The organism is Acidobacteriota bacterium, from assembly GCA_028875725.1.
Taxonomy (GTDB): domain Bacteria; phylum Acidobacteriota; class Thermoanaerobaculia; order Multivoradales; family Multivoraceae; genus Multivorans.
The window spans coordinates 468,850-480,823 of the sequence record JAPPCR010000023.1 but is presented as its reverse complement, the minus strand read 5'-3'; the positions used below and the strand labels follow the sequence as shown (position 1 = coordinate 480,823).

Genomic DNA, 11,974 nt, shown 5'->3' with positions numbered 1-11,974 from the left:
ATGAAGACGTTTCTCTACCTTGTTGCAGGGTGCCTGGCAGCGATGATGCCTGTCGCGCAGGCCGCGAACGGCGAAACGGCGCGCCCGCTGTCGGCCTTCTTCGGGTTGGACAACGCCCTGCCGGGCGTGGCGAACGTCCTCTGCCAAGGCGCATCCGGGCAGGACGGCATGCCGATCGTGCTGTCCCATACCGTGGACGCGGAAACCCTGCAGGCCGAGGACTTCCGGATCGTCACGCGGTCCGGGTCTGAACGCACTCCCATCTGCTCAACCCTCCGGCCGGCCAGCGATCCAGGCGAACTCAGGACCGTACTCCTCATCGGTGAGTTCGGCGACGCGGCGGACGACCCACCGGCGAGAGTGCTCGTGGTCGGCGACCTGTTCTCGGATGGAGCAACGGGTGATCCGGTGAACTTCCGCGGAACGGAGACGGACGTCACGCCGCTGGATGCCGGGCCCTCTCTCGTGCTCGCGGAGGTGGTACCCGAGGACCGATGGTCAACGGAGAGCCGTGGGTCGACGTGTCCGCAAGGCATCCGGCAGGTGATCCGGGCGACCTGGGCCGGCGGCATACGACGGCCGGATGGCGCCGATGCTGGCGACGCCGAGCGCGTCCTCTATCGCGTGGCCGTGGAGCGCACGGACGGCTCGACCGACGAGATCGTCCCGGCGGCGCTCGCGGATCTGGGCGACAACGACAACAACCACCTTCTGTGCCTCGATACGTCCGCCCCGGCGGTCTCGGTCAGCTTCCCGGGTGGTCATCTCGTCGACCCCAATCAGGACCTGAATCCTGACACGCAGGTTGCCGTCAGCAGTGCTTCGTCCGAGGCGCCCTGACCACGGGCACGCTGTGCTAAATTGCGCGGCCCTGCGCACGCGTGGCCCGTTCGTCTAGGGGTCTAGGACGCTGGCCTCTCACGCCAGTAACACGGGTTCGAATCCCGTACGGGCTACCAGCGCGCGTGTGGGTGGTTCGCCCCGGCGGGCCCGGAATCAGGGCTCCCCGCGGTGGTGTTAGGTTGCCGTAGTGTCTCTCCGACGCGGCATCTTCTGGTGTGCCTCCGGACTGCTGGCAGCGGCCCTGGGGCTCCTGCCGCTCGCGCCGGCGTCGGCGCAGAGGGACGACGAGCCGGAGACGGAGATCCTCTCCCACGAGGCGGGGACGATCGTCGTCGGCCGTGACTCCGAGCCACTGCGCTGGGCCCGCTCTTCCTCCGGGCCGCTGGTCGCGCTGGGTACCGTGGTCGAGGTGCTTGGAGGGGACCTCGAGAGGGGACCGCTCGGCGAGGCGCACACGCTGCGCGTAGCGGGGCGGGTGGTCGTGCTCGGACCCCTGAGCAGGACGGTCGTGGTCGACGACGAGGTCCACAGCCTGTCGATCAGGCCCTGGATCGAGCCAGAGCCGGAGTACCCCGACGAAGAGGAGGAGGAAGACGGCGAGGAGGAAGATCCCGAGCCGGAAGAGGAAGAGCCCGAGTTGCCCCCTGAGCCGATCGAGCCGCGCAAGCTGTTCGTGCCGGTCGACGCGCTGGCGCGGGCGTATCCGGAAACCCTCGGCTACCGCTTCGACTTCGACCGGCGGCGGGGCCTGCTTCGCGTCGACAGGACGGGCGAACGCCGCCTCGACGTCGAGGTGGACCGTGTCCACGACCTGGGCGCGACGACACTGGTCGTGACGTTTTCCAACCGGCCTCGCTTCCAGGTCGAGCGCTACCGCGCGGGCGTGCGGCTGCGGCTGCTGAGCGGGGTCCTGGAGCCGCGCCGCCGGGTGCGGTTGAACGATCCCCTCGTGCGCTGGATCGAAGTGCGTGAGCGCTCGGTCGACGTCGGTCTGGCGCCTCTCGCCGAGGCGTCCGAGCCGTACCTCCTGGGCCGTCCCCCGCGGGTCCAGCTCGTCTTCGACATCACGCGGCGCCGGCCCGGACTTCAGCCGCGCGCGACGTCGCGCGCGCAGGAGGAACGGCGCGAGTTCCGGATCGTCCTCGACCCGGGGCATGGCGGGACGGACAACGGCGTGCGGGCTCCGTTCGGCGAGAGCGAGAAGAACCTCGCGCTCGGGATCGCCGAGGCGCTCAGGTCCTATCTGGAGTTCGAACTGGGGGCGCGGGTGGTGCTGACCCGCAACGGTGACAGTACGGTCACGCTGGAGAACCGGACCTCCCTGGCCAACCAGTACGAAGCGGACCTGTTCGTGTCGCTGCACGTGGGCGCCGCCGCGGCGGCCATGCCGGGAAGCGCGTTTCAGACCTGGGTTCTCGATCCGCCTCCGGCGTCGCTCGATGAGGAGGCGACCGAGTCGGAAGACGGAGCCGGTCCCAAGGTCGCCGAGGACGAACCGCGACGAGATCGGGAGCCGGAGACCTTCGAGGACGAGGAGCTCGGCGACCTCGAGGCGGAACCGGCGGAAGAGGAGCCGCCGATCGTGATCCCGCCGCTCGAACCCTGGGACCGGGTCCACGATGCGGAGCTCGAGCGGAGCGCGCTGCTGGCGCGGCTGATCCAGACCCAGGTCAGCGACGTCCTCGGCCTGCGGAACCGGGGCTTCCAGCGCGCGCCGCTGCGGGTGTTGACCGGGGCGTCGATGCCGGCGGTACTGATCGAGTTCGGGTACGAGGAAGTCGAGGAAGTGAAGACGCCGGTCTTCGACGGACCGCGTGGCCGTGAGGTCTTCGAGGCGATCGGCCGGGCGATCCGGCTCTTCCGGGGCGTCATGTCCGGTGCCGCGGAGACGACCGCCGACGGGACGCGATCGTGAGACGGCTGCTCTCCAACCGCTGGCCCCTGGCCGCCGTCGTGCTGCTCGTGTTGCTTGGCGCCTGCGGCGGCGGCGACCTGGACGGCGACCTCGACGGCGAAGTGGAACTCGTCCCGGAGGGCGAGGACTTCTTCGCGATTCTCTGCTTCCCGGCGGCCGACGGATTGCTCCGTTGCGAGCCGCGGGCGATCCCGGCCGCCGGCAGCGTCGAGGAGACGGCGGCGGCGATCGTCCAGGCCCTGATCGACGGTCCCGGTACGGCTCCGGTCGGCGGCGACCCGCTGGACGACGAGATCTTCCCCGTGCTGCCGCCCTCCGTCAGGCTGCAGGCCTTCGACCTGGTCAACGGCGTCGCCTACGTCGACCTGACCGTCGCGCGGACCGGCTCCGCGCTGGGCTTCGAGCGCCCGGCGATGGGGTTGCGCGATGAACTGCTCGCGGTCTACAGCCTGGTGAACAGTCTGACCGCGAGCAACCTGGGCATCGAGCGCGTCGTGCTGATGTGGAACGGCGAACAGCGCCTGACCTTCGCCGGCCACGTCGACACGAGCCGGCCGCTGCTGCCAGACCTCGACCGAAACGTGGAGCCTTCCGCGGACCTCTGAGCGATGCGCGGAGCACAGCCCCTGATCGGCGTCTTCGACTCGGGCGTCGGCGGCCTGACCGTGGTCGCGGCGCTCCGGCGCCGCCTGCCCGGCGCCGCCATCCTCTATCTCGGCGACACCGCGCGTCTGCCCTACGGGACCAAGTCGCGGCGAACGGTGCTCCGCTACTCCCAGACGAACGTCGACTTCCTGGAGCGCCGGCAGGTCGACGCTCTGGTCGTGGCCTGCAACACGGCCTCGGCGATGGCGCTCGACGACCTCGTCGTGCGGGCGCCGCACTGGGGCGTGCTGGAGCCGGGCGCCTCGGCCGCGGTGGCGGCGGCGAGCCGGCACATCGGCGTCATCGCCACCGAGTCGACGGTGCGGTCGGGCGCCTACGAAGAGGCGATCCGCCGCCTCGACCCGCGCCTCCGCGTCAGTCAGCGGGCCTGCCCGCTGCTCGTTCCGCTGGTCGAGGAAGGTTGGGAGGAGGACGAGATCACCGGGCGCATCGTGGCCCGCTATCTCGAACCGCTGCTGGCCGAGGGGATAGACACGCTGCTGCTCGGCTGCACCCACTATCCGCTGCTGCGCGGCGTGCTGGAGCGAGTGTGCGGCCCGGAGGTGACCCTGGTCGACTCCGCCGCCTCGACCGGCGCCCTGGTGGAACGGGAACTGCGCGCCGGAGGCTGGACCGACGGCGCCGGGCGCGGACCGGCAAGTGTGAGACTCTTCGCCACTGACGCTGGTCCGCGATTTGCCAGACTTGCCGAGCGGATCCTCGGCGAGTCGGCGACGCTCGAGTGGATCGACGTGGACGAGCCGGGAACCGAAACCAGGGAGGTCGAGACATCGTGACGAATCGAGGCGGCGGTTTCAGCCGGAGCGGCGACAGGTCGCCTTCCGCCCTGCGGCCGGTGACGATCGAACTCGACGCGATGAAGTTCGCCGAGGGTTCGGCGCTGATCGGGTGCGGCGACACCAGGGTGCTCTGCTCCGCCAGCGTGGAACGGCGGGTGCCGCCCTTTCTGATCGGCAAGGGGCAGGGCTGGCTGACCGCGGAGTACGCGATGCTGCCGCGGGCGACCCTGACCCGCTCGAGGCGGGAGGTGTCGCGCGGGCGACCTTCGGGGCGCACGGCGGAGATCCAGCGGCTGATCGGTCGTTCGCTCCGGTCGGCGGTCAACCTCAGGAAGCTCCCGGAGGTCACGATCGCGGTCGACTGCGACGTCATCCAGGCCGACGGCGGCACCCGCACCGCCTCGATCACCGGCGCCTATGTGGCGACCGTCGCGGCGCTGGCCAGGATGCTGCTCGAGGGCGACCTGAAGAAGTGGCCCATCGTCCATTCGGTGGCCGCGGTCTCGGTCGGGATCTGCCAGGACGAGTTGCTGCTCGACCTGGAGTACGTCGAGGACCGGGACGCCCAGGTCGACCTGAACGTGGTGTCGACCGGCGAGGGTGACCTGATCGAGGTTCAGGGCACCGCGGAGGGCCGCGTGTTCACACGACCCGAGTTCGACGGTCTTCTCGACCTTGCGCTGGCCGGGATCGCCGAGCTGACCGAGCTGCAGCAGCGTTGTCTGGCTCCGCGCCTTGCTGAGATGGAAGAGGCGCTCGAGCGCCGCCGAAGCGGTCCGGCCAAGGCGAAGGACGAGGCCAGCATCTGGAAGCGGCCTCCCCGTGACTAGCTCCGGGACTGGGTGCGCCGGCGCCCCCGCCGGCATCCGGCGCGCAGCGCCGGCCTCTGGTCGTCCTTGCCGCTAGCGGAGCCACTCTGGACATCCACCTGATCGCGATCGGCGGCACCGGCATGGCGCCGCTGGCCTGCCTGCTCCGGGAGCTGGGCCATCAGGTGCGAGGCTCGGATGGGCCCCTCTACCCGCCGACCAGCGACATCCTCGCCGACGCGGGCATCGAGCCGCTGGTCGGCTACGACCCGGCCCACCTCGAGCCCCGGCCGGACCTGGTGATCGTCGGCAACGCGGTGCCGCGGACGAACCCGGAGGCCGTCGCGACGGAGGAACTCGGCCTGCCGCGGCTGTCGATGCCCGAAGCGCTCGACCGATTCGTCCTCCGCGACCGCCGGCCGCTGGTCGTCGCCGGCAGTCACGGCAAGACGACGACGACGGCGATGGCGGCCTGGGTCTACTCTCGCGCCGGCGCCGATCCGGGCTATCTCATCGGCGGCGCGCCGATCGGTCTGGCCTCGGGGTTCGCTCTCGGCGGCGGTTCGCGCTTCGCGATCGAGGGCGACGAGTACAACGCCTCCTACTTCGATCGCGGACCGAAGTTCTGGCACTACCGGCCGGAGACCGTGATCCTGACCAGCCTGGAGCACGACCACGTCGATCTCTATCCCGACTTCGAGGGGCTGAAGCGGGTCTTCCTCGATCTCGTCGAGCGCCTGCCGCCGACCGGGTTGCTGGTCGCCTGTGCCGACTATCCGACGGTGGAACGACTCTTGCCGGCGAGCCCGTGCCGGGTCGTGACCTACGGTGCCGGGGCGGGCGATATCCGGCTTGAAGGCCCCGTCGAGAGCAGCGAGCGCGGGATCTCGTTCGAACTGGAGGAAGAGGGCCGGCGACAGCGGGTCGACCTCGGCGTATGGGGCGAGCACAACGCGCTGAACGCGATGGCGGTGTGGGCGGCGGCTCGCGCCGACGGACTGGAGCGGGACGCCGTCCTGGAAGCGCTCGCCAGCTTCCGGGGCGTCAAGCGGCGGCTCGAGGTGATCGGCGAGGCCGCAGGGGTGATCGTCATCGACGACTTCGCCCACCATGCCTCGGAGGTCGCGGCCTCCCTCGCGGCGCTCCGGCAGCGCTTTCCGGGCCGCCGGCTGGTCGCTTTGTTCGAGCCGCGAAGCCTGAGTGCGGGCAGGCGGCAGTTCGCGGCCGACCTGGCGGCGTCGCTGGCCTCGGCCGACCGCGTGTTCCTGGCGCCCGTGTTCCACCGCGAGCGGCTGGGCGAGGAGGGGTTCGACCCGGAGGAGGTGGCGGCCGAGATCGAACGCCTCGGTGCGGCGGCCACCGCCTGCAGCTCGAACGACGAACTGGCCGCGGCGGTCCTCGGGGAGGCCCGGCCCGGCGACGTCCTGGTCACGATGTCGTCGGGGTCCTTCGACGGCATGCCCCGCCGTCTACAGATGGCTCTCCAGGATCTGCTGGTCGGAAAGCGCGGGCAGCCTTAGCGCCGCCGCGCCTCCCGCCGGCACGACACGGCGCGGCGCCAGCCCGACCAACTCCGTCTCGACGACGCGTACGCTAGCCGCGGCTGCCAGCTCGTCGGCTCTCCGGACGACGTCGAGTAGCGACGTTCGGTCGCAGTCCGTCAGGTTCACGCTGACCTGGGCCTGCCCGCGACTCTCAAGGAAGAAGCCGAGCGCGCGCACGCCCGGCAAGCCGCCGCCTGACTCGCGCAGCGCCGACGCGATCCGTTTCGCCGCGGCGATCTGGTCCGTGTCGAGCAACAGGTTGAAGGCGACCAGTGGTGGCCTGGCGCCGACGCACACCGCGCCGGCGGTCGTGTGCAGCCGGTTCGGGCCGCGGTCCGGCAGCCACTCGCCGCTCGCCATCCGCTCGCCGAGTCGCGCGAGACCGCCGCGGCGATGGTCGGCAAGAACGGCTCGCGACGGTGTCGAGGAGGCCTCGCCGTAGAGGAACACCGGCAGGCCGAGCGCGGCCAACTCGTCCGCGGCGCGCAGCGCGGCGTCAACGGCCGCGGGCATCTGTCCCGCCTCCAGGGGCACGAACGGTGCCACGTCGACCGCGCCGAGAAACGGATGAACACCCGAGTGTTCGGCCACATCGATGCGCTCGATCGCCGCTGCCGCCAACGCCGTCACGGACCGCACCAGATCGCCGCCCTCGCCCAGCAACGTCAGAACCGTCCGGTTGTGGTCGGGGTCCGAAGACACGTCGAGCACCAACACCCCAGTCGTCGAAGCCGCCTCCACACAGGCGTCGATGACATCGCGGCGCCGGCCCTCGCTGATGTTCGGGACGCACTCCAGGCGGACCATGCGGTCAGGCTAACGCGGCCTGACCTTGACGAAGGTGGCCACCGGAAGCTACATTTCTGCGCCATGAGATCTGTGGGACTCAAGACGCTGAACAACCGGCTCAGCCGGTATGTGCGAATGGCTGCAGCGGGCGAGACGATCCTGGTTACGGATAGAGACCGCGTAGTCGCCGAGATCGTGCCGCCGCGCGAAGAGCGCAGCCCCTTCATTGCCGACGCGCTGCTGGCCGATGCCGTGCGCAAGGGCCTGTTGACGCCGCCGGCCATGAAGGGAGCAGGGCCGCCGGTGAAGCCGCCACCCATCATGTCGTTGGATGAGCTGCTGCAGGATCTGGAAGCGGATCGGCAAGACCGGTGATCTACATCGACTCCTCGGTCGTGCTGGCGCACCTCTTTGCGGAGATTCGGCGGCTACCTGAACATCTTTGGGCTGAGAGCCTCGTGGCGAGCCGATTGGTCGAGTACGAAGTCTGGAACCGTCTTCACGCCCGGGGACGGGCAGAAACCCACGGCGAGGCCGCCGAGGAGGCGATCGGCCAGATCGCGCTGCTGGAACTGTCTCCGGTCATACTGACCCGGGCGTTGGGCGCCTTCCCGGCGCCGGTTCGCACACTGGACGCCCTGCACCTGGCGTCGCTTGACTACTTTCGAGGGCAACGCCAAGGCGTGGAGCTAGCTACCTACGACCGTCGCATGGCGGAAGCCGCCAGAGCGATGGAGATCCCGGTCCTGGACCTCGGAGAAGCGTGATCGAAGGCCGCCACTACGCGGCGGCCACCATGATCGGCGCGCGCAAACGCCAGGAAGACGCGTGGAGCGTCCGCCCCGTGTCCGACGACGGTTCGGACGAAGAGCTGCTACTCGTGGCGGTCGCCGACGGTTTGGGCGGAATGCCGGCCGGCGACCGGGCGAGCCGGATGACGATCCGTAGCTTCGTCGGCAGCTACGCGCTGATCCCGGAGCCGCCCGCTGAGCGCCTGCGTTTCGCGCTCGCCAACGCGAACGGCGAGGTGGCGCGTGCGATCGAGGCCGATCCGTCCCTTCGAGGCATGGGTACCACCCTGGTGGCTGCGTTGTTCTTCAGGGACCGTTTCCGCTGGCTCAGCGTCGGCGATTCGTTCATCTTCCACTGGCGCGCCGGCGACCTGGAGCGTGTTAACCCGCTCCACACCTACGGCCGCGAACTCGACGCCCGGGCCGCGCGCGGCGAGATCAGCGCAACGCACGCCGCCCTTCACCCGGAACGCGCCGCAATCACGAGCGCGGTGATGGGCCTGCCACTCGACGAGGTGGCGGAGGGCGCGGTCAACCTCGCCGCCGGGGATGTCGTTGTTCTCGCCAGCGACGGCATTGAGGCGCTTTCCGACAGAGAGGTCGCGGCGATTTGCGGCGACCACCGGTCGGCGGGAGCGTCGCGGATCGCCGCCGCAATCATCCGGCGGATCGAGCAGCGGGCGCTTTCCTGGCAGGACAACGCGACGGTCGTGGTCGTGTGCCCACCTGCGCCAACGGACTAGGCCCGCGAGGTCCCTCCCTGACGTCCGGGCCGCAAGGCCCGCGCTACACCAGCCGGCCCAGCAACTCCAGGGCCGGCGCAACCCGGATGCCCTCGGGCGTTACGAAGTCCTTCGTCCCCGTGGCCGACACCTGCCACGCCTCGCAGTCCGGGAACCGGACCTTGAAGTAGCGGAGGCTCTTGTCGAGCCGCCCGTCTGCCCACTTGCATTCGACGCTGAGCACAGGCTGCCGGCGGTCGGTGACGATGAAGTCGACTTCGCGGCCGTCCGTGTCGCGGAAGTAGCGAAGCTCCAGGTCGAGACCCTGGGTGTCCTGCTGATGATGCACCCACTTGAGCAGGTGGCAGGCGATCAGGTTCTCGAAGCGTGGCGCGTCCGCCGGCACGACGGTCCAGTCGACGTGGTAGTGCTTCTGCTGCTTCTTGACCGCCCGGATCGTCGGGGCGCCGAAGGGTGACAGCCGGAAGATCGCGTAGAGCCGCTCGAACGCTCCCAGCCAGTCGGCGACTGCCTTGTGGCTTACCTGCAGATCCTCACGGACCGCGTTGATCGAGAGCGGCGAGCCGACCAGTTCCGGGAGACGGAGCATCAGTAGTTCGAGCCGGCCGAGGTCCTGAATGCGTTCCAGGCTCGTCACCTCCTCGCGGATCAGCAGCGTGCGGTGCTCGCGGGACCACCTGCGGGCCTCGACTTCGCTGCCGCCGAAGTAGGGCTCGGGGAAGCCGCCGAGCAGCAACAGATCCCGGAGTTCGCCGGCCGTTCGCAGCTCGAGTTCGGCGGCGGACAGTGGGTGCAGGCGGAGGAGATGGAAGCGGCCCTGGAGCGAGTCGCCGCCGAACCGGTAGGCGTCGAGCCGGGCGCTTCCGACCACGAGGATCCGACGCTCTGCGGCGCCCCGCGCGTCGTACAGCCCCTTGAGGTAGTTCCGCCAGTCCCGGTACTTGTGGATCTCGTCGAAGACCCAGAGATCGGCGATCGGGAGTTCGCGTCTCAGAATGTGCTCGCGATCCTCGGCGACGTCCCAGTTGAGGTAGCCGTCGTCGGCGCCGGGCAGGCTGCGAGCCAGCGTCGTCTTGCCGACCTGCCGGGGGCCGGCGACGAAGACCATCTTCCGCTCGAGGTCTCGCTCGATCTGATCCGCCAGGTACCTGGTTGCGGTCGCCACGGCACGCGAGACTACCAAGATTTTCGACCGTAGTCGAAAATGCCCGTGGACATTTTCGACTGTAGTGGAAAGTGTCGACGTTTGGTCCGGGTCCTTCCGAGCGCCGGTCGCAGCTCGCGAAGCTCGGCATTCTTGAAGCCCGGTCTGTGCCCGCAACGGCCGTTGACCACCCCTGACAGCCGTGTTACGTTACCGCCGCTTTCGGGCGCGAGCGAGACAGGTTGGCAGGCGTTGGTAGAGGTCTGCGCTCGTCGAAACAGACCCGGACGACCGCGGGACGAGTAGCTGTGGATTTCGACGCCAGCCTCCTGGTCATCATGGCGATCTTCTGGGCCACCTATGTGGTGGTCCGGTTCTACCTCGTCCGCCCGATCATGCGCATGCTCAAGGAGCGCGACAGCGAGATCGTGACCGCCCAGGAGACGTTCGACCGGGCCCAGGCCGAGGTCGAGGCGAGAGTCGAGGCGCAGCGCGAGAAGCTGAAGGAAGCCCGCGCCGAGGCCGCCGCGCACCGCGACCGGATGCGCAAGGAGGCCCAGCAGGCCCGCGAGACGCTGGTCGCCGAAGCCCGCCAGGAGGCGGATGCCGAACTCCAGCAGGCGATCGCCGCGCTCGACGCCGAGACCGCGGAACAGCGCCGATCGCTTGAAGCCCGCGCCGAGCGGCTCGCGGCCGACATGACCGCGAAGCTGATGGGAGCCCCCTCGTGAGGCGCTCCACGGTCCTGAGAGTCGCCTCGCTGGCGCTGCTCTGGACGCTGTTCGCCGGCGTGGCCGCCGCGTTCGGCGCGGAAGTCGGCGAGTCGACGACCTTCCTCGGCCTGCCGCGCTGGGTCTTTTCCTGGTTCAACATGCTCGTCTTCTTCGGTGGTCTCGGCTACCTGGTCGGGCCGATGGCAATGAGTGCGCTCGAGAATCGCCGGGACCAGATACGGGACAGCCTGATGACCGCCCGGCGCCAGCGCGCGGACGCGGAAGAGCTGCACGCCGGCCTCGACGACCAACTCGCCGCCCTGGAAGCGGAGGTCGCCCAGGCGGCCGAGCGCGCCCGGCAGGAAGGCGAACGCGACGCGCGCGAGATCGCGGCCCTGGCCGAGAGAGAGCGCGAGCGGATGCTGGAGCAGGCCCGCGCCGAGATCCGGAACCGCACGGCCCGCGCCAGGGTCGAGCTGGCGCAGCACGCGGCCCGGCTCGCCACCTCGCTCGCGGCCGAGCGGCTGGAGCGCGAGGTCGACTCGGCCGCCCGCCGCCGGATTCTCGACCGCGGACTGCTCAGCCTGGAAAGCCGGGCGGACGACGCTTCGGCCGGAGCCGACGCACGATGATCTACCGGTACGCGAGGCCCTACGCCCAGGCCCTGATGGGCGCCGCCGGCTCGCTCGAGGCGGCGCAGGCGACGCGCGATGAACTCAACGCCTTCGCGGAGGCGATGCGGGCCGTCCCGCGGTTGGGCCGCATGGCCTCGAATCCCGGCGTGCCGCCGGCGACCAAGCGCACCGTGGTCGACGAGATCGCCGGCATGCAGGGCGCGGGCGCGTTGGCCCAGCGGATGCTGCGGCTGCTGCTCGACAACTACCGCCTGGTCCACCTGCCGGCGATCCTGGAGGCGATCGACGAGTTGCTCGACCGGGCCCATGGCGTGGTCAGCGCCACGGTGACCGCGGCCGAGGAGCTCGACGAGGAGCAGCGGGCGCGGCTGGAGAAGGCGCTCGAGCAGCTGTCCGGCGCCGAGGTCCGGCTGGAAGCCCGGGTCGACCCGAGCCTGATCGGCGGCTTCGTGGCCCAGTTCGGGAGCTACCGCTACGACGCGAGCGTTCGGGGCCAGTTGGCCGTACTGGAATCCAGATTGACCGCCGAGTCGGCGACTGCGACGGCGGAAGCCTAGAAACGACACGATTTGGAGACGCTCCGCAGCCTCGGAGCGCCACCTA

General features: G+C 70.0%; 14 protein-coding genes and 1 tRNA gene. 13 read left to right on the top strand and 2 right to left on the bottom strand.

Annotated features, from left to right (window positions below; all coding sequences use genetic code 11):
* From OXI49_17640 to OXI49_17610, 7 genes are all read left to right on the top strand, one after another.
* Positions 1–840, top strand: a complete 840-nt coding sequence (locus OXI49_17640) for a hypothetical protein (GenBank protein MDE2692323.1) — start codon at positions 1–3, stop codon at positions 838–840.
* Positions 841–883: 43 nt separating this feature from the next.
* A tRNA-Glu gene (locus tag OXI49_17635) sits at positions 884–959 on the top strand.
* Positions 960–1,030: 71 nt separating this feature from the next.
* Positions 1,031–2,758, top strand: a complete 1,728-nt coding sequence (locus tag OXI49_17630; GenBank protein MDE2692322.1) for an N-acetylmuramoyl-L-alanine amidase — start codon at positions 1,031–1,033, stop codon at positions 2,756–2,758.
* Positions 2,755–3,363 (top strand): GerMN domain-containing protein, encoded by a 609-nt coding sequence (locus tag OXI49_17625; GenBank protein MDE2692321.1) that lies wholly within the window; start codon positions 2,755–2,757, stop codon positions 3,361–3,363. The genes OXI49_17630 and OXI49_17625 overlap by 4 nt, the downstream gene beginning before the upstream one ends.
* A gap of 3 nt (positions 3,364–3,366) precedes the next feature.
* A complete protein-coding gene (gene murI, locus OXI49_17620; GenBank protein ID MDE2692320.1) occupies positions 3,367–4,200 on the top strand; it encodes a glutamate racemase in 834 nt (277 codons plus the stop codon).
* On the top strand, positions 4,197–5,033 hold the full coding sequence (rph, locus tag OXI49_17615) for a ribonuclease PH (GenBank protein ID MDE2692319.1): 837 nt from the start codon (positions 4,197–4,199) through the stop codon (positions 5,031–5,033). Before murI ends, rph begins: the two co-directional genes overlap by 4 nt.
* Positions 5,034–5,134: 101 nt before the next feature.
* Positions 5,135–6,532 carry a Mur ligase family protein gene (locus tag OXI49_17610; protein ID MDE2692318.1) on the top strand — a complete coding sequence of 466 codons (1,398 nt, stop codon included), beginning with the start codon at positions 5,135–5,137 and terminating at the stop codon, positions 6,530–6,532.
* On the opposite strand, the gene ftcD is transcribed toward OXI49_17610, so the two are convergent.
* Positions 6,482–7,363 (bottom strand): glutamate formimidoyltransferase, encoded by an 882-nt coding sequence (gene ftcD, locus OXI49_17605; protein ID MDE2692317.1) that lies wholly within the window; start codon positions 7,361–7,363, stop codon positions 6,482–6,484. The genes OXI49_17610 and ftcD overlap by 51 nt on opposite strands.
* A gap of 63 nt (positions 7,364–7,426) precedes the next feature.
* Between ftcD and OXI49_17600 the strand changes: the two genes are divergently transcribed.
* Genes OXI49_17600 through OXI49_17590 form a run of 3 tightly spaced genes read left to right on the top strand, consistent with a single transcriptional unit; the run spans position 7,427 to position 8,879 of the window.
* A complete protein-coding gene (locus OXI49_17600) occupies positions 7,427–7,720 on the top strand; it encodes a type II toxin-antitoxin system Phd/YefM family antitoxin (GenBank protein ID MDE2692316.1) in 294 nt (97 codons plus the stop codon).
* Positions 7,717–8,112 (top strand): PIN domain-containing protein, encoded by a 396-nt coding sequence (locus OXI49_17595; GenBank protein MDE2692315.1) that lies wholly within the window; start codon positions 7,717–7,719, stop codon positions 8,110–8,112. Before OXI49_17600 ends, OXI49_17595 begins: the two co-directional genes overlap by 4 nt.
* Positions 8,109–8,879 (top strand): protein phosphatase 2C domain-containing protein, encoded by a 771-nt coding sequence (locus OXI49_17590; protein ID MDE2692314.1) that lies wholly within the window; start codon positions 8,109–8,111, stop codon positions 8,877–8,879. Before OXI49_17595 ends, OXI49_17590 begins: the two co-directional genes overlap by 4 nt.
* Before the next feature lie 43 nt (positions 8,880–8,922).
* Here the strand turns inward: OXI49_17590 and OXI49_17585 are convergent, their stop codons facing one another.
* The gene (locus OXI49_17585; GenBank protein MDE2692313.1) at positions 8,923–10,044 is read right to left on the bottom strand and encodes an AAA family ATPase; all 1,122 of its coding nucleotides are present in this window, start codon (positions 10,042–10,044) and stop codon (positions 8,923–8,925) included.
* 287 nt (positions 10,045–10,331) lie between these two features.
* On the opposite strand from OXI49_17585, the gene OXI49_17580 reads away from it, so the two are divergent.
* The 3 genes from OXI49_17580 to atpH are packed head-to-tail and all read left to right on the top strand — an operon-like array spanning position 10,332 to position 11,928.
* Positions 10,332–10,754, top strand: a complete 423-nt coding sequence (locus OXI49_17580; GenBank protein MDE2692312.1) for an ATP synthase F0 subunit B — start codon at positions 10,332–10,334, stop codon at positions 10,752–10,754.
* A complete protein-coding gene (atpF, locus tag OXI49_17575; protein MDE2692311.1) occupies positions 10,751–11,368 on the top strand; it encodes a F0F1 ATP synthase subunit B in 618 nt (205 codons plus the stop codon). The genes OXI49_17580 and atpF overlap by 4 nt, the downstream gene beginning before the upstream one ends.
* A complete protein-coding gene (atpH, locus tag OXI49_17570) occupies positions 11,365–11,928 on the top strand; it encodes an ATP synthase F1 subunit delta (protein ID MDE2692310.1) in 564 nt (187 codons plus the stop codon). Before atpF ends, atpH begins: the two co-directional genes overlap by 4 nt.
* Positions 11,929–11,974: the final 46 nt, after the last annotated feature.